This is a genomic window from Puniceicoccaceae bacterium, from assembly GCA_040224245.1.
Taxonomy (GTDB): Bacteria; Verrucomicrobiota; Verrucomicrobiia; order Opitutales; family JAFGAQ01; genus JAKSBQ01.
In genome coordinates, this window is sequence record JBEGIR010000084.1 from 17,851 (window position 1) to 35,316 (window position 17,466).

Consider the following 17,466-nt stretch of genomic DNA (forward strand, 5'->3'; position numbering starts at 1 on the left):
TTCGGAATCGTCGACCAGAATCAAGCCAGATCGAGCGAATTCCGTGCCGTAAGGGATGGGAATTATTGATACTCCAGAGTCAGAACCACGACGGACTTGGCCGGAATAGAAGCACTGAGCTTGCCGGAATCCAGCGAAAATTCCTCAAACTCCGAAGGTTCAATCGCATTCGGTGAATCAAAGGTGTTGTGTGCATCCATCTCGGCGGCTGTCAGCACCCGGCCCTTCACAGAGGCAATGGACGCGCCGGACAATGCGCAGTTCAGCGGCTTCGCAACTTCGGGATCAAGGTTGCAGATCGTCACGTTGACCACTCCGTCAGCATTGCTGGAGCAAGAGACGTGAAGACTGTTCACGGATTCCTCGCCATGAACATAGGCATCTGTCTGCAAGCGATGCTGCACGAGTGTGGCTTCATGGTGCACCTTGTACATCTCAAACACATGGTAAGTGGGTGTTTTGAGAATCTGTGCACCGTCCGTGAGGATCATCGCCTGCAATACGTTCACAACCTGAGCGATGTTTGCCATGCGCACTCGATCCGCATTCTGGTTGAAAATATTGAGATTGATCCCCGCCACCAGTGCATCGCGAAGCGTGTTTTGCTGCCATAGAAAACCTGGGTTGCGACCGGGTTCAGGATCATACCAGGTGCCCCATTCATCCACCATGAGTCCAATGCGCTTCTCGGGGTCGTACACATCCATGATGGCACTGTGTTTTGCAACCAACTCTTCCATGTAGAGCGTGCGCTTGAGCGTCGAAAACCACTCGTCCTCGCCAAATCCGGTGGACTTTCCTTTGTCCGACCAGTTACCCTTGGGCAGAGTGTAATAGTGCAGGGAAAGACCGTCCATGTGGCGACCGGCGATGTGCATCAAAGTCTCGGTCCAGTCGTAGTCATCGCCACTGGCACCGCAGGCGATTTTGAAGAGACGGTTGTCACCGTAGTTTTTGGCAAAGGTTTTGAAATGGCGATACACGTCTGCGTAGTACTCGGCACGCATGTTGCCCCCGCAGCCCCAGTTTTCATTTCCAATCCCCAGATATGTGACCTTCCACGGTTCCTCGCGACCGTTCTGACGGCGCAGGTTTGCCATTGGCGAAATTGCATCGGAGGTCATGTATTCAATCCACTCCATCATTTCCTGTGGCGTTCCGCTGCCCACATTCGCACTGATGAAGGGTTCCGCGCCAATCTGCTCACAAAGGTCCAGGAATTCGTGCGTTCCAAAATGGTTGTTTTCCACCACACCGCCCCAATGAGTGTTGATCATGGTCGGACGTTCCTCCTTGGGGCCGATGCCATCCTTCCAGTGATACTCATCCGCAAAACAACCACCCGGCCAGCGAAGCACCGGAATATCCACTGCCTTGAGGGCTTCCACAACGTCGGTTCGAATCCCTCGCACATTTGGGATTTCACTGTCCTCACCCACCCAGATGCCTTCGTAAATACAGTGCCCCAGATGCTCGGAAAAATGTCCGTAGATGTTCGGATTGATCGTCGCTCCGGTGTGGTCCGGATAGATCATGAGTTCATTGGCTTGAAGGCTGCCTGCAAGCAGGGCAGCACCGGTTGCCAGGGCGGCAGCGGTCGATGGGTACCATGTCGATTTCATGTCGGTATTGGGTCGGGTTTCAGAATACCTGCCATTCCATTACCCCGGGACGGGTTTCCGAATCCGGTGCAAACACGAGTCGCAGGCAGCGCGCTTCGACCGGAGTGGAAATCTGAACAGGGGAACCTTTCGCAGGGGTAAGAGAAAAGTCTTCCAGTAGCTCCCAAGTCGAGCCATCATCCGAGTGCTGAACAGTAAAGTGGTAGGGTTTCCACGCAAACTCCAAGCGCAGTTCCTGATGAGTCACCTGCATCCGCTTCCCGAGGTCCATCACGAGCGTTGGACGGGAATCCTCGGGATCCGGTTTCCAGAGCGTTGCATAGTTGTTATCCTGCGCCTGATCTGCCCCTGTCCAGGAATGCTGCACCGACGATGCTTTCACCTGTCCACGCATTTCGGAAGCGGAGCTTGTGCGCAGGCGGGCAAACCGTTCGACTCCATCGTGGCTGGGACGGATGTTGCGAATCCACCCGTGCTCATCCCATTCCAGCGGCTCCATACAGACCTGTCGCCCCACTACCTCCGGATCGAAGGGAATGCTGTGGCGATGGTACAGGATGTAGTGTTCGCCTTCCAGTTCGACCACCGTGTGATGCCCGGGACTTAGTATGTTTTGAGAGTGATCCGACACCAGGATGGGACTGTTGGGTGCTTCGACAAAGGGTCCGGTCGGGCCGTCTCCGACGGCATAGTGCACCTGATAGGTGTCTTCAATGGTTTTCCCGTCAGAATACATCAGGTAATAACGTCCGTCCCGCTTCACCATCAGCGGAGCCTCGAAAAAGTGCGGCGGCGTCACATCGACCACTTCTCCGGCAAAGGTCACCATGTCCGCCTCAAGTGGAACGACCCAGCATTTCCCGTTGGTCCAGTTCCATCCAGATCCCCAATAGAGCCAAGGCTGCCCATCATCATCAATGAAGGCCTCCCCATCAATCATGTGGTAGCCGGGACGAAAATCCTCTGGAATCATGGGCTGATCCCCAAGAAGATTTTGCCAGGGTCCGAGCGGGTGGTTCGCAGAGCCAACCCAGATTTCACTGCCAACGGAAACATACATGTAGAAGGCGCCATCGATGCCCTGCACTACCGAGGGTGCCCAGACCATTGCATCCTTGGAGGTGGGGCTTGTGCATGCTGCTTTGGTGGGCCAGTTGAGTTCGTGAAATTCCCAGTTGGCAAAATCCTCACTACTCCAGCAACCAAGCGTTTCCCCTCCCCAGGGATCGAGCGTGGCATAGAGATAATATCGTCCGTCGTGGGTTACCACCGAAGGGTCCGCATAATATCCTGGCAAAATGGGGTTGCCTGAATCCGGGCAGAGTCCGGAAGGAAGTTCGGAACTCGCTGCCATTGCCGAATGGCATTGCAGCGTCATGGAGATTGCGATCACACAAGACAGAATGGGGTTGTTCATGAACTCCATTCAACCCAATTTGCCCAACATTTCGAACTCAATCGCATCCCCCAAATGGGTGAAACCTTCGCTCCAGATGCACGACTTGATCATTTCCAAATTCGCACCAGCACCCTCTTTACACGGCACAGAGGGTGCAAGGTCTCCACTCGCTAACTCGTGATTGCATAGGCCAGATCGTCATTTTCCACCCGAAGGTCCACCCTCGATCCGTCCTGCAGCTCGCCCGCAATGAGCAGGCGCGCGATGAGCGTTTCCACGCGTTTTTGAAGAAACCGTCGAAGGGGACGCGCACCGTAAACGGGATCATAGCCCCGCTCAGCGATCCACTGTTTCGCCTCATCCGTGAGGTGGAGCAGAATCTTGCGGTCCGCAAGGCGTTGGTTGATCTCTGCCAGCAGCAGTTCCTCGATGCGCTCAATCTCTTCGAGCGTCAGCGGCTTGAAGAGCACGGTGTCATCAATTCGATTGAGAAATTCCGGACGAAAAGCGTGGCGCAGTTCCGCCATCACCGACTCCCGCACACTCTCGGGGATTTCACTGCCCGTCACACCCTCCTGCAGATAACGACTGCCGATGTTCGAGGTCATGATGATGATCGTGTTCTTGAAGTCGACGGTTCGTCCCTGCGAATCGGTGATGCGCCCGTCATCAAGCACCTGCAGCAGCACGTTGAAAACGTCGGGATGCGCCTTCTCGATCTCGTCAAACAAGACCACCGAGTAGGGTTTGCGGCGAACCGCCTCTGTCAGCTGTCCACCTTCGTCATAGCCCACGTATCCCGGAGGTGCTCCGATCAGTCGGGCCACTGCGTGTTTTTCCATGTACTCCGACATGTCAATGCGAGTGAGGTTTTGCTCGGAATCAAAAAGCGTCGCCGCCAATGTCTTCGCCATCTCGGTCTTTCCCACTCCTGTGGGTCCAAGAAACAGGAACGATCCGATGGGGCGGTCCTGATCCTTGATGCCTGCACGAGCACGCAAAATGGCCTCCGTTGTGAGCGTTACCGCTTCATCCTGACCGATCACACGCTCATGCAGGATGCTTTCAAGCCGCAGTAGTTTTTCCCGCTCCCCCTCAAGCAGCCGCGTCACGGGGATACCGCTCCAGCGTGCGATGATCTCCGCAATTTCCTCGCTGGTCACCTCCTCTTTGAGCAGATGCCCCGAATGATCGGCACTCTCGAACGCTCGCAATTCGGCTTCGAGACGTGGCAGGGTGCCATGTCGCAGCTCAGCGACCCGGCTCAGGTTGTAGTCCCGCTCGGCGCGCTCCATTTCGAGCCGGGTATGCTCAATCTCCTCACGCAGTTTGCGTCCGCGATTAAGCTGTGCTTTTTCGTCGTTCCAGCGCTCCTTGAGTTCCCGAAGTTTCTCACGATCCGCGTCGAGTTCACCCGAAAGTGTTTTGAGGCGATCCCTGGACCCTGCATCCTTCTCCTGCTTGAGTGCCGCCTCTTCAATCTCCAGCTGCATCACGCGGCGGTGGAGGTCATCGACCTCTGTGGGCATGCTGTCGATCTCGGTGCGGATCATCGCACACGCCTCATCCACGAGGTCGATCGCCTTGTCGGGAAGGAAACGATCCGAAATGTAGCGGTTTGACATCACCGCCGCATTCACAAGCGCATTGTCCTGAATCTTCACACCATGATGCACTTCAAAGCGCTCCTTGAGTCCCCGAAGGATCGAAATGGTATCTTCCACGGTGGGCTGATCCACTTTCACCGTCTGAAACCTGCGCTCCAGTGCGGCGTCTTTTTCAATGTATTTTCGATACTCGTCCAGTGTGGTGGCCCCGATACAATGCAGCTCCCCGCGTGCGAGCATGGGCTTGAGCATGTTGCCCGCATCAATCGCACCTTCAGCCTTGCCTGCACCGACAATGGTATGCAGTTCGTCAATGAATAAAAGGATCTGGCCATCGCTGCCCTTAACCTCCTGCAGCACCGCTTTGAGTCGCTCCTCAAATTCACCACGAAACTTAGCACCCGCCAGGAGCGACCCCATGTCGAGACTGAAAATGGTCTTGTCTTTCAATCCTTCCGGTACGTCGCCTCGAACAATGCGTTGAGCGAGGCCTTCTGCAATTGCGGTCTTTCCCACTCCGGGTTCGCCGATCAGCACAGGATTGTTTTTTGTTTTGCGAGAGAGGATGCGAATCACGCGTCGAATCTCCTCATCACGTCCGATCACGGGATCCAGTTTGTTCTGTCGCGCCTTTTCCACGAGGTCTTCACCGTATTTCTCAAGAGCCTGGAACGTCGATTCGGGGTTTTCAGAAGTAACCCGCTGGTTTCCGCGCACTTCGGATAACACCTTCATGACGGCGGCACGGTTCAGTTCAAAATTCTTGAGGAATTTTTTCAGATCCGTTGGTTCGGCCACTTCAAGGATTCCCAATAACAGGTGTTCAGTGCTGGTAAATTCATCCCGCAATTCTGTCGTCGCCTTTTCCGCAGCCGTGAGAATTTGCTGCATGTGAGCAGCCATGTAGGCCCCGGATGCACTCGTATTTCCACTTGCAGAGGGAAGCCGATCCAGCTCGCGATCAAGCGCGACCGCAATGGCATTGGCACCTTGCGGCATCTTGTTGAGAAGCGCAGGGACCACTCCATGATCCTGATTCACCAATGCGTGCAGGAGGTGCCAGCTTTCCACCTGGGCATGCCGACGTTTCTGGGAAAGATTCTGCGCTTCAACAATCGCCTCTCTGGACTTTTCCGTATATTTTTTGAAGTTCGCGTTCATGATTTGCTCCCTGCAGGTTTCGTACCGTTAATATTGGTGCTTTAAGTATCGTATTTGCAGCAGTTTAACAACCCGAAGCACTTCAAAATCGGGCGTATTCGGGCAGAACTGAGTCAAAATGACACAACCACAAACAGACATATGGATCGGGCTTTCAGCCCTCGCGGCATGGACACCCCTTCACACCTGGGCCTGCGACCCAGGCTGGTTTGAAACGGGGCGTTGCCCCGGGAAACTGGCACGACTCATCAAATTCCATACAGGCGTCAAATCCTTCAAGGCTTGAATACGATACGATTTGTCCCTTGCCAACTGACGCTACCCGTGGCAGCATCAGATCCTCCGATCCTGCGCCAACGGCGCAATCCATACCAGCCTGGGGCGACGCCCCAGGAAACCTCACACACCACCAATCCAAGGGCTGAAAGCCCGTGCCATCCTCCTCGAAATGCCTCAATCACTCTCCTTCCTTCTCGTGCATATCGTTTTCAGCACCAAAGATCGTGCCCCCATCCTCGATCACAAAACCCGTCATGCACTTTTTGCCTACCTTGCGACGGTGGCCCGAAATGAACATTGCGAATGCTTTCGGGTGGGAGGTGTCACCGATCATGTCCATCTGGCCATTCGACTTGAACGAACTTGCTCTGTGGCAAAGCTTGTTGAACGGCTGAAAACCACGTCTTCCAAATGGATTAAACCCCAATCACCGGTATTCTCCGATTTTGCATGGCAGCGAGGATACGGAGCATTTTCAGTACGTCCAAGCGATCTGGAAGCCTTGATTCAATATATCGACAATCAGGAATCCCACCATCGGACTCGCACATTTCAGGATGAGTATCGTTCGTTTCTGACCAAATATGGAGTCAAATTCGACGAACGATTCGTGTGGCAATAATAGCGATAGATCGGGCTTTCAGCCCTCACGGCATGCGGCCACCCTTCCCACCTGGGCCTGCGACCCAGGCTGGTTTGAAACGGGGCATTGCCCCGGAGAAAACATCCGACGATGGTTTTCACACGGATCCGGCAACATTCCTGTCCGACAGGCTCCCGTGGGTCGGGCTTCCAGCCCTCGCGGCATGGACCGGTCCTTCTCACCTGGGCCTGCGACCCAGGCTGGTTTGAAACGGGGCGTTGCCCCGGGAAAGGGAGCTGGACGCAATCCGGGACCAGGTGTAAAACCCAAGCTGGCATGAAACGGGCGTTGCCCCGGGAAACTGGCATGACTCCTCAAATTCCATACAGGCGTCAGATCCTTCAGGGCTTGAAAACGAACGTCTTGTCCCTTGCCAACCTGACGCTACCCGTGGCAGCATCAGATCCTCCGATCCTGCGCCAACGGCGCAATCCATACCAGCCTGGGGCGACGCCCCAGGAAACCTCACAACCGATATTCGAGGGCTGAAAGCCCGTGCCATCCGCTTCCATCTGTTCCCCTGCAACGCATGGAAACACCACAAATCGGATGGGGGCCTAACGGTCAAACGCGATGTCCTTGCGCGCCGAAGGAATGGACACCGAAAATCCACAGAGCACATCGATCAGGGAGATGATTCCCAAAATCAAAAACGTTCCCGTCCCTGCAGGTGCCCAGATCAAAAAGGCCACCAAATACGCAATAAACACAAAGGTCGATAGCATGTGATCAATGATGGACCCCGAATCCGAACGGGTGGCTTTGAAAATTTCAATAAACAGCAGGAACAGTGCGGCGATGATCAGCAGATCATTGATCGTGACATTGAGTGACGCTGATGAGATCAGTCCGATCTTAAAAATGGGCTTGGGTCCACGGTGTACCCCTGTCGGCTTTTCCATGGGTAACGGCTCCGGTTTCACCTCAACAGGTCCACCGGTTTCGGACGGTGTGACCTCTTCCGATCCGTCTTCAGAATCCGTAGAGATTACAGCGGGAATCACAGCATCTGCCGAAATTTCCTTCTTCGACACACCGAGATGTGACGGAAATGTCATTGCGAGCACAGCATAGGCCAACAAAACAAACAACAGCAGGGGGACTTTGATCAGGACTTTCATGACAACCAACTTGAATTGAGTGGGGAGATTCACCTGCAATCCGGAGATTCGGAACAGGATGCTGGACCTGAAAAGATGGAACGAATTGCCGCAGGAGTCAATCGAGCGTTCTGGATTGCCCCGGTTCTCATTCCCAAGTGGACGAAACTCCAATCACAATACGCTCCGCGCAAAGAATCCCGCCTCAATTGTAAGCGCGAATCAATCCCCAATTTCTGCAGAATTTTGCTAAGTTTACCCGTATCATGATAGGACTGAACCCCACCCCCAACTGTCATGAAGATGTTTCGCTGCTTTCCTCTGTGCTACCTCGCAGGATCACTGCTGTTCGCTCCTGGCGCTTCAGCGTATGAGAACTTTGAGGTCGCTGTGTATTGTCGCGCCTATGAGGTCGAGAAAATGTCAGACCGCACCTGGCTCGAAGAAACCTGGGCCAAAATATCCGATCAGCTGCACATCGACAAAGTGTACCTCGAAACTCACCGGGATCTGCTCATCGTCGACGATGCCACCCTCGAATCCGCAAAAGCGTTCTTCGCAGAAAAGGGCATCCGGACGGGCGGTGGCATCACCTACACAATTGACGAACCCAACCGCTTTGAAACGTTCAGTTTCTCCAATCCTGAACACCGCGCGAAGGTCCGTGAAATTGCCGAACACACCGCCCGGCATTTCGACCACTTCATCCTCGATGATTTTTTCTTCACCAGCACAAAATCCCACTGGGATGTGCAGGCCAAGGGACAGCGCAGCTGGACCCAATACCGGCTGGATGTGATGACACGCGCTGCGGAGGACTTGGTCATCCAGCCGAGCAAAGCCGTCAACCCCGACGTAAAAATCATCATCAAATACCCCAATTGGTACGATCACTTTGCGGCACTGGGGTTCAATTTGGAGACGGGTCCAAACCAGTTCGACGGAATCTACACCGGAACCGAAACCCGGGATGCCGTGACCTCCGCCCAACACCTCCAACCCTATCTCAGCTACAACATCATTCGCTATTTTGAGAATCTGGCTCCGGGTCGAAACCTGGGTGGTTGGGTCGACATCTTTGGTTCGCGCTACGCGGATCGCTACGCCGAACAACTGTGGCTCACACTGATGGCAAAAGCGCCGGAAATTACCATGTTCCAGTTGGATCTCCTGTCACGTCCCATCACGCCCGACATGCGCGGCGACTGGCAGGATCAGCCAACAAGTCTCGATTTTGACACATTGCAGAGTGCCGCTGGTGATGCTCCAGCGAGTTTTGCCACTATAGCGGGTCAGACGTTCCAAACCCTTGATTCCCTGATCAAGGAACTGGGCACACCCTTTGGGCTGAAATCCTACAAACCCCATCATTCCGTCGGTGAAGCCTTTCTGCAGAATTTTCTGGGCATGGCAGGATTTCCGATGGAAATGGTCCCGGAGTTTCCGAAAACCGAACCCGTCGTGCTGCTGACCGCACAGGCAGCGGATGATCCCACCATCCTATCCAAAATCACCGAACACCTGAGTGAAGGAAAGAAAGTCATCATTACATCGGGGTTGCTCCAGCAGTTGCAACATCGCGGACTGCACCACATTGCCGAAATCGAGCATTCGGGACGCATTGCTCTGGCAGACCGTTATGTCGTCGGTCGTCGCCTTGTGCAGGGCGGACAGTCCATCCTGATTCCACAAATCACCTACCGAACCAATGATTCATGGGAACTCGTGTCCGCGATCCGTGGCGACAATGGTTGGCCGTTGCTGCACGATGCGGACTATCTCGACGGTCAACTCTACGTGTTGACGATCCCCGAGAATTTCGCGGATTTCTACCACATCGCTCCCGAGGCACTAAACGCCATGCGTGCGATCCTCACCGATCATTTGCCATTTCAACTGGAAGGACCCGCAAAAATAAGCCTTCTGATCTACGACAATGACACTTTCATCGTGAATTCGTTCCTCGACGAACCCACCGATGTCGCCGTGTGCATGAATCTCGACGCCGAATCCGTGCACGACCTGCTGAGCGAGCAGTTGCTGCCACTTGAGACCCGACTTCGCGCTAGTCGCTGGGATCAGGAACCTACACCGCACAAAAAGATTGTGCAGTTTCGCATCCCACCCCATTCCTTCCGTGCCTTTCGAGTCAATCGCCAGTGACTGCCCGGAAAAATAAAATCGGTCCATCGCTTAAGGCGCAGGCACTCGCCCAACATATCTCTTTTGCATGGGCATCCTCTGCCCGGAAATCCACACGTTTGTTCGCTTTCAGTTCACTGCAAGTGGGTCGAGTGTGAAGGATTTACGGGTTGCTGTTGAGTGAGGCAGTGAATTGCGCCGCCCTCGGTGATCAAGTCCCGGCAGTCCACGGCTTCAAGGCGATGATCGGGAAAACACTCGCCCAACACTCCCATCGCATGGGCGTCATTGCGGGGTTGTCCATATTGCGGCACGAAGACCCACTCATTGTAGATCAGGAAATTACCGTAGGTGGCGGGACAGGCTTCGCCGTCATTGATGACGGGTTCTGGCATGGGCAAATCGATCCCGTCAAAATGCCCACCCGTGAGCGTGCGAAAGCCTTGGAGCTGCTCGCGAATCGACTGTAGCGCACGATACTGGGGATGACGTGCATTGGACTCCGTGCAGACCACCATGGTTTCGGGTTTCACAAATCGTGCAAACATGTCCACATGACCGTCAGTATCATCCTCCGCAAGTCCTTCGCTGAACCACAATGCCTGCTGGCAACCCAGGTGTTCGAGCAACCACGATTCGATCCTGCGCTTGTCGATGCCCGCGTTGCGGTTCGGGTTGAGCCAAACCGATTCCGTGAGCAGGACTGTGCCAGCTCCGTCCACTTCCAGTCCGCCGCCCTCGCCAACAAACGGACTGGCAATGCGTTCGACCCCGAGCGATTCGAGCATTCGTGAAGCAACCTGGTTGTCCAGTGACCACGGCTGGTATTTGTTTCCCCAGGCATTAAAGTTCCAATCGAGTCCTGCCAGCGACCCCGAACGACGGTCCTGCACAAAACTCGGTCCGTGGTCACGGCACCAGGCATCGTTGTTGGGAATGCCAGACAGATGCAAAGCCTCACGGTGCAACCCGGGCACCATCGACAGTAAGGCGTTCGTTCGCTCATTCCCCGGAGCCAGCCCGTTGATTCCAACCCTCGAAGTTTCGGAAACCAAAGCTGCGATGCGCAGGATTTCGCGCTGTACCCGATCCAGCTTGCCAGGCCAGAGGTGAGTGGCAGTTGGCCAGGAAAACCACAGGCATTCCTGAGGCTCCCACTCGGCAGGCATGCGAAAGTGCGACGGCATATCTTCAGACAGCTTGTTCATAAGGAAATCTCAACCAGCAACAATTGGCCAACGGTTCATGTACATTTTTCACTCACTCCACAATACGTCGGGTGAGCTCGCCATAGGCATCCACGCGACGGTCACGGAAGAAGGGCCACATGCGACGAAACGCATCCTGAGCTTCACGGTCCAGCGTCGCGAGCACCACCTGTTCCTCCGATGAACTGCCCTTGGCAAGGATGGAACCGTAGAAGTCGGAAACAAAAGACTGGCCCCAAAAATGGGTATCCCCTTCGCGCCCCACACGATTGCAGGCGGCAATGTAACAACCGTTTGCAACACCGTGTCCACGCTGCACGGTCTCCCATGCCTGATGCTGACGATAGCCAAGTGCTTCCGCTTCCTCATCGAGTCTGCCGATGGCGGTAGGATAAAAAATCACGCGCGCTCCGCGCAGAGCCATCAGGCGGGCGGCTTCGGGATACCACTGATCCCAGCAGATCAGAACACCCATTTTTCCCCAGGGAGTATCAAAAACAGGCCAGCCCAGATCTCCTGGCGCAAAGAAGAATTTTTCCTCAAACCCGGGATCCTGCGGAATGTGCATCTTGCGGTATTTGAGAACGGTTTCCCCCTGCGGTCCCAGCACCACAACCGTGTTGTAGTAGACCGTTCCGTGCACGGATTCGAAAATCGGCACAATCAGGTAGATGCCGAGTTCCTGCGACAAGTCGGCCAGAGCCTGCGTTGTCGGCCCCGGCACAGGCTCTGCCAGATCAAATAGTGCCGGATCCTGAGTCAGGCAGAAATAGGGCGTGTGAAACAGCTCCTGCAGACAGATCACACTTGCGCCGCTCTGCGCAGCACTGCGGATGTGCGTCACAGTCTTTTCAATAACAGCCTGCTTGCTCGCTTCGGTGGTCGTTTGAATCAGGGCAATGGTGACAGTGCTCATGCGCAATTCAGGGGTTCGGGTTTGGCTTTCACTTCGATGGCAACTTCAAGATTGTTCGAATCCATGCACTTGCGGCTGACCACCTCACAAAACTTCTGCATGCGCAAGGTGTTCACGCGATAACAAATCGACGTGCCGCAGCTTTCCGAATCGAGCAATCCGCACTGCTTCAGCTCCTTGAGGTGACGGGAAACCGCCGGTTGAGAGAGTGGCAGCGCACCAATGATCGGGGCGCAGGTACTCGATCCTTTTTCATTGAGGAAACGGATGATCGCAATGCGCGCAGGGTGCGAAAGCGCCTTGGCAGTTTCGGCCAGCGCAATCAGCTCCGGATCAAATTCGTTTGACTTGTCAGGCATATATTTAATATGTCGAATATTAAATCAATACATTCACAACGCAACCTAAACCATGAGTCACGAAATTACCAACTTTGAAACCGATGTTCTCGCATCAAGCAATTCCACTCCCGTCCTGGTCGACTTCTGGGCACCCTGGTGCGGACCCTGCCGCATGCTCGGACCCGTGCTCGATGAACTCGCCTCGGAGTCCGGCGGCACCTGGAAACTGGCGAAAGTGAATGTCGACAACCATCAGCGCGAGGCAGCCATGTTTCAAGTGCGCTCCATCCCCAGTGTGAAACTGATCCACCAGGGTAAGGTGCTCGCCGAATTCACCGGTGCTGCCCCCAAGGAACAGATTTCAGCTTGGTTGAAGCAAAAGCTGCCAGCCGCCTGAAGGGTCTCAGCGAGCGGGCACGGCCATGCGCCGACGCCCCGCTCCGCGCGGGACTCCGTCACCGTCCTCGCTGGCTTCCACCACCGATTCATACAGCTTTTCGAAGGTTTCTGAGTCCAGCTGCTGAAATCCGGCTGAAAGAATGCGCTTGTTCAATTCGTGAATGGGCAAATCCGCAATCGCTGGAGGAACCCACAGGTCGATGTCTGGATCCAGCGCCGAACGAATGCTCTGCTGCACCTGGATTTGCTCATCCGCACTGAAGCGATCACCTCCCGTGACACCCAATCGATTCGCCATCGCCTCAGTGACCCGCTCTACACCGCGATCCCGCTGCTCCGCTTCCATCGCCTCACGGACAGCCTTTTGTTGCTCGGACAGCAGACTGGTCAGTGCCAGTTCATAGTCAAACTGCTCCAGCTCAGCAAACAGGTTGGAGGATTCTTCCTCGGTCAGCACTCCCATGCCTCGCAACATCATCAGGCGACGCTGTGCATCGCGTTTTTCCACCAGTCGCGACAATTCCATTGCCTGCTCTGGAGTCAATCCAAGCGATTCAATCAACTGATTCTGCTCCCGTTCACTACGGCGCGCAAAGCGCGAGGATTCCGTCGAAAAAATCACTCCTTCCGTCCACTGTCGCTTTAATCGACGCAATTGGGCTTCGGAGGGTTCGGATTCGACAAAGGCTTCATTTTCGGACACTTGCTTCAGCTGTTCAAGCTGAGCTTCCAACTGCTCGATGCGTTCAATCAGCACCTCCCGGCTGGGTTCCTCGAGAATCCCTTCATCGCGGGCCTCCGGCATGGTTACAGGATTTACCTGCTTGAGCGCAACGGCGTCATCCGGTGCCATCCACACTGTTACCATACCAGCCCCGGCCAATGACCCGAGCAGGAATATCCCCATCCACACTGCCACGCTCTGCTTCATCTGTTATTCCTTTCGATTACCTCTCATGCTAGGCACAATGCACCTGGGACGGAAGTCGAAAACCGGATATTCGCTACACCGCACTTGCAAGCACACCTAAGTTTTATATTTGGTTTTCCTAATATAAACAAATTGACATGCCAATCTACGTATACGAAACCATTTCACAGAACGCCACCGAGCTTCCTGAGCGATTCGAAATCCGGCAGCGCATATGGGATTGACTCAAAACGGGGCTGAGGTTTGTCTCAAAAGTTTTGGATTGCGCACGCTTGCAGTGGCAATCCGGATTCAAACCGCTCAGCATTCAAAAGGAAACCGTGAAACGAAGCTTATTTCAAAAGGTATGGGAAAAGCACACCGTTCGGAAACTGTCCGACGGCCGTACGCAACTCTTGATTGGAACACACCTCATCCATGAGGTCACCAGCCCACAGGCATTTGGCATGCTTCGTGACCTCGGACTTGGGGTCAAGTTTCCTGAGCGCACATTTGCGACGGTTGACCACATCATTCCCACCGATGAAATTGCCGAACCCTTTTCCGATCCGCTGGCAGATGCCATGATCAAGGAACTGCGGAAAAATTGCCGCGAATACGGCATCACTTTTTTTGACAGCAACACTGGGAAACAGGGCATCGTGCATATCGTCGGCCCCGAACAAGGCATCACTCAACCCGGCATGACGATTGCCTGCGGGGATTCCCACACGGCTACCCACGGGGCTTTTGGCGCCATTGCCTTTGGCATCGGCACGAGTCAGGTGCGCGACATCCTGGCTACCCAGACCATGGCACTCAATCCACTCAAGGTGCGCCGCATCAACGTCGATGGCAAGCTTCGCCCGGGCGTTTATGCCAAGGACGTCATCCTGCACATCATCCGTGTGCTGGGCGTGAAGGGGGGCCTCGGCTACGCCTACGAATATGGTGGAGAAGTCTTTGACAACTTCAGTCTCGAGGAGCGCATGACGGTATGCAACATGTCCATCGAGGGCGGCGCGCGCTGCGGGTATGTCAACCCGGACGAAAAGACTTTTGCCTACCTGAAAGGGCGACCCTACTCTCCCAAGGGTGATGCATGGGAAAGGGCGGTCGAAGAGTGGCGCAGTATCGCCTCGGATGAGGGATGTGCCTATGACGACATCGTCAATATCCGCGCTGAGGACATCGCACCGACCATCACCTGGGGCATCAATCCCGGCCAGGCCATTTTCATCGACGAAACCCTTCCCCGCATTGAAGACCTGCCCGAAGCAGACAAGGAGACTGCCATTGAGGCCTATGAGCACATGAAGCTCACTCCGGGAACCCCGATCAAGGGCACCAAGATCGATGTGGTGTTCTTTGGTTCCTGCACCAACGGGCGGCTGTCCGATTTTGAAGAAGCGGCGAAGTACCTCAAGGGACGCAAAGTCGTCGACGGGATAAAGGCCATTGCAGTACCGGGATCCCAGGTGGTTTCCGCAATTGCGGAGGAAAAGGGCATTGCCTCGATCTTCCGGGAGGCCGGATTTGAATGGCGGGGTGCGGGCTGTTCGATGTGTCTGGGCATGAATCCGGATCAACTCGTGGGTGACCAGATCTGCGCGAGTTCGAGCAATCGCAACTTCAAGGGACGCCAGGGCAGCCCCACCGGACGCACGATCCTGATGAGTCCACTCATGGTCGCAGCTGCAGCCATCACCGGAGAAGTGACCGACGCACGCGAACTCTTCACCATCGAGGGCTGACTCATTCAACCCGGAATTATCTCAACACACAGGATTTCACATGGCATTGGAAAAAATCACCAAGGTTTCCGGCAAAGGCATCCCCGTCATGGGCGATGACATCGACACGGACCGCATCATCCCTGCACGTTTCATGAAGTGCGTCACTTTTGACGGGCTGGGCGAGTTTGCGTTTTACGATGCAATCAAGGAGGCACAATCCCACGGGCAAACCTTTCCGTTTGGCAGTGAGCGCTTTGCGCAGGGATCGATCTTGATCTCAGGTGCAAATTTCGGTTGCGGTTCCTCCCGTGAACACGCGCCTCAATCGCTCTATCGAGCCGGGGTTCGTGCAGTCGTTGCCCAGAGCTTTGCTGAGATCTTTTTTGGCAACTCGATCACACTCGGCATGCCCTGCGTCACCCTTCCCCGGGAAAAATTGAACGAACTGGCGGCTTTGGTGAACCAAGACCCAGCAACTGAGATCTCGTTGGATCTTGATTCACGAACGATCCGTGCGGGAGACTGGGTTGCAACCTTCGGGATGTCCGATTCGGTTCACCAGGCACTGGTGGAAGGGAAGTGGGATCCCATCGCCGAGCTGCTCGAATCCGACAGCGATGTGAAACAGGTTGCTGCCGGACTCCCCTACGTATCCGGATATTAACAGCATCCTATTTCTATCGCACCCATGGAAGGCATCATCGAAGGAGCGGGTTTTTTCATCTACCCGCTGGCAGTTTGCTCACTGCTGGCATTCATCATCATCGTTGAGCGCCTGATTGCCCTGCGCACCGCAGTGATCATCCCTGACGCGCTCGTAAATGCCTTTGTGCGGGGCGATGTGCTGGAGCAGCAAATCCACACCGGAACCGTCGGTGGAAGGATTGTCCAGTTTTACAAGGACAATCAACCCGACGAGGAGGGTCTCAAAGCGTTTGCCCGCTTGCAGGTCAACGAGATGGAACGCGGCCTTTTTGTGCTCGAAATCGTGATCGCCGCCGCTCCGCTCATCGGTCTGTTAGGCACCGTTACGGGATTGGTGGGCGTGTTTTCCGGGTTTTCAGAAACCACGGGCATGCCGGACCCCACAGCTTTTGTGGAAGGCATCGCGCTGGCACTCTCAACGACAGTGCTCGGACTGAGCATCGCAATCCCTGCGCTCGTTGGCAACGCACTGCTGTTCCGGCGGGTCGAATCGCTGGCCGCCCGCATTGAGGTGGGTGTGGAGCGTCTGAATGACCTCACCCGAAAATCTGCTGCCAACCTGAGCTGATAAAGGAATCTCATGAGCCTGATCAAACGCCGACGTCACAAAGCGGGGATCAATATCGTTCCGTTGGTGGATGTGCTCATGGTACTCATTTTCTTTTTCCTCATGACCATGCAGTTTCGCAACATGGACGTGCTCAACATCACGCCACCAAAGATCGAAACCGCAGGTGAGAATCAACTCACGGATCAGATCCTCATCGCCCTAAGCCCGGAAGGGGATTTTTTCCTGAACAACCAGCTGGTGACCGAGCAAGTGCTCATCCAGGCGTTGACGATTGCCGGTGAGCAAAATCCGGATCAAGCCATTCTCCTGGTCTCCGACGAGGAAACTCCGTTGAAATACGTCACCCGGGTGATGGATCTTTGTCGCCAAAACAAGCTGAACAAAATTCGCCTGAAGTCTAGATAACCACGCTTCGGGAAGCAGGTTGTTCGCACGCCAATATCCCAGACACACGTTCCCGCGTTCCGCACAAGCCTTTCTCACACAACATGTTCACGGTGGACCTCAGTTTTTTTGTCAGCATCGCCATTTACAGTGGTCTTGCGGTCATCGCCGTGCTCTGGGTCTATTACGATACGTATGGAAAGACCATTCACGCAGAAAAGCGCAATCGGGACGTCTTTCACTGTGTGAAGTGTGGACACATCTACACCGGACCCAAAGGTGTGGAGGAAGCCCACTGTCCGCGCTGTGGCATGGATAACATCAAGTTGCGATTCTAGGGTTG

At 54.8% G+C, this 17,466-nt stretch carries 16 protein-coding genes; 8 read left to right on the forward strand and 8 right to left on the reverse strand.

The window, feature by feature from the left end; all coding sequences use genetic code 11:
- Window positions 1-62: 62 nt before the first annotated feature.
- The 3 genes from ABQ298_14125 to clpB form a co-directional block, all read right to left on the reverse strand.
- The gene (locus ABQ298_14125) at window positions 63-1,535 is read right to left on the reverse strand and encodes an alpha-N-arabinofuranosidase (protein ID MEQ9825518.1); all 1,473 of its coding nucleotides are present in this window, start codon (window positions 1,533-1,535) and stop codon (window positions 63-65) included.
- Between the two features lie 106 nt (window positions 1,536-1,641).
- The gene (locus tag ABQ298_14130) at window positions 1,642-3,039 is read right to left on the reverse strand and encodes a family 43 glycosylhydrolase (protein MEQ9825519.1); all 1,398 of its coding nucleotides are present in this window, start codon (window positions 3,037-3,039) and stop codon (window positions 1,642-1,644) included.
- 152 nt (window positions 3,040-3,191) lie between these two features.
- A complete protein-coding gene (clpB, locus tag ABQ298_14135; protein MEQ9825520.1) occupies window positions 3,192-5,789 on the reverse strand; it encodes an ATP-dependent chaperone ClpB in 2,598 nt (865 codons plus the stop codon).
- A gap of 448 nt (window positions 5,790-6,237) precedes the next feature.
- Between clpB and tnpA the strand changes: the two genes are divergently transcribed.
- On the forward strand, window positions 6,238-6,690 hold the full coding sequence (tnpA, locus tag ABQ298_14140; GenBank protein ID MEQ9825521.1) for an IS200/IS605 family transposase: 453 nt from the start codon (window positions 6,238-6,240) through the stop codon (window positions 6,688-6,690).
- 578 nt (window positions 6,691-7,268) lie between these two features.
- Here tnpA and ABQ298_14145 read toward each other — a convergent pair.
- Window positions 7,269-7,832 (reverse strand): hypothetical protein, encoded by a 564-nt coding sequence (locus tag ABQ298_14145; protein ID MEQ9825522.1) that lies wholly within the window; start codon window positions 7,830-7,832, stop codon window positions 7,269-7,271.
- A 276-nt stretch (window positions 7,833-8,108) separates the two neighbouring features.
- Here ABQ298_14145 and ABQ298_14150 point away from each other — a divergent pair, with 276 nt between their 5' ends.
- Window positions 8,109-9,974, forward strand: coding sequence for a hypothetical protein (locus tag ABQ298_14150; protein ID MEQ9825523.1), 1,866 nt, complete (start codon window positions 8,109-8,111; stop codon window positions 9,972-9,974).
- A 113-nt stretch (window positions 9,975-10,087) separates the two neighbouring features.
- Here ABQ298_14150 and ABQ298_14155 read toward each other — a convergent pair whose 3' ends face one another.
- Genes ABQ298_14155 through ABQ298_14165 form a run of 3 tightly spaced genes read right to left on the reverse strand, consistent with a single transcriptional unit; the run spans window position 10,088 to window position 12,436 of the window.
- Window positions 10,088-11,161, reverse strand: coding sequence for an agmatine deiminase family protein (locus ABQ298_14155; GenBank protein ID MEQ9825524.1), 1,074 nt, complete (start codon window positions 11,159-11,161; stop codon window positions 10,088-10,090).
- Window positions 11,162-11,213: 52 nt separating this feature from the next.
- Window positions 11,214-12,077: a carbon-nitrogen hydrolase gene (locus ABQ298_14160; GenBank protein ID MEQ9825525.1), complete on the reverse strand. Its 864-nt coding sequence runs from the start codon at window positions 12,075-12,077 to the stop codon at window positions 11,214-11,216.
- On the reverse strand, window positions 12,074-12,436 hold the full coding sequence (locus tag ABQ298_14165) for a metalloregulator ArsR/SmtB family transcription factor (GenBank protein ID MEQ9825526.1): 363 nt from the start codon (window positions 12,434-12,436) through the stop codon (window positions 12,074-12,076). The genes ABQ298_14160 and ABQ298_14165 overlap by 4 nt, the downstream gene beginning before the upstream one ends.
- A gap of 52 nt (window positions 12,437-12,488) precedes the next feature.
- On the opposite strand from ABQ298_14165, the gene trxA reads away from it, so the two are divergent.
- Window positions 12,489-12,815: a thioredoxin gene (gene trxA / locus ABQ298_14170; protein MEQ9825527.1), complete on the forward strand. Its 327-nt coding sequence runs from the start codon at window positions 12,489-12,491 to the stop codon at window positions 12,813-12,815.
- A gap of 6 nt (window positions 12,816-12,821) precedes the next feature.
- On the opposite strand, the gene ABQ298_14175 is transcribed toward trxA, so the two are convergent.
- Complete coding sequence (locus ABQ298_14175) at window positions 12,822-13,748, reverse strand: hypothetical protein (GenBank protein MEQ9825528.1); 927 nt, start codon at window positions 13,746-13,748, stop codon at window positions 12,822-12,824.
- A 320-nt stretch (window positions 13,749-14,068) separates the two neighbouring features.
- On the opposite strand from ABQ298_14175, the gene leuC reads away from it, so the two are divergent.
- The 5 genes from leuC to ABQ298_14200 all read left to right on the forward strand — a co-directional run bounded on the left by leuC (window position 14,069) and on the right by ABQ298_14200 (window position 17,461).
- Window positions 14,069-15,481, forward strand: a complete 1,413-nt coding sequence (gene leuC, locus ABQ298_14180; protein ID MEQ9825529.1) for a 3-isopropylmalate dehydratase large subunit — start codon at window positions 14,069-14,071, stop codon at window positions 15,479-15,481.
- Window positions 15,482-15,521: 40 nt separating this feature from the next.
- Window positions 15,522-16,127 (forward strand): 3-isopropylmalate dehydratase small subunit, encoded by a 606-nt coding sequence (gene leuD / locus ABQ298_14185; protein ID MEQ9825530.1) that lies wholly within the window; start codon window positions 15,522-15,524, stop codon window positions 16,125-16,127.
- A gap of 24 nt (window positions 16,128-16,151) precedes the next feature.
- Window positions 16,152-16,736, forward strand: coding sequence for a MotA/TolQ/ExbB proton channel family protein (locus ABQ298_14190; GenBank protein ID MEQ9825531.1), 585 nt, complete (start codon window positions 16,152-16,154; stop codon window positions 16,734-16,736).
- A 12-nt stretch (window positions 16,737-16,748) separates the two neighbouring features.
- Window positions 16,749-17,144 carry a biopolymer transporter ExbD gene (locus tag ABQ298_14195; protein ID MEQ9825532.1) on the forward strand — a complete coding sequence of 132 codons (396 nt, stop codon included), beginning with the start codon at window positions 16,749-16,751 and terminating at the stop codon, window positions 17,142-17,144.
- A gap of 83 nt (window positions 17,145-17,227) precedes the next feature.
- On the forward strand, window positions 17,228-17,461 hold the full coding sequence (locus ABQ298_14200; protein ID MEQ9825533.1) for a hypothetical protein: 234 nt from the start codon (window positions 17,228-17,230) through the stop codon (window positions 17,459-17,461).
- Window positions 17,462-17,466 lie beyond the last annotated feature (5 nt).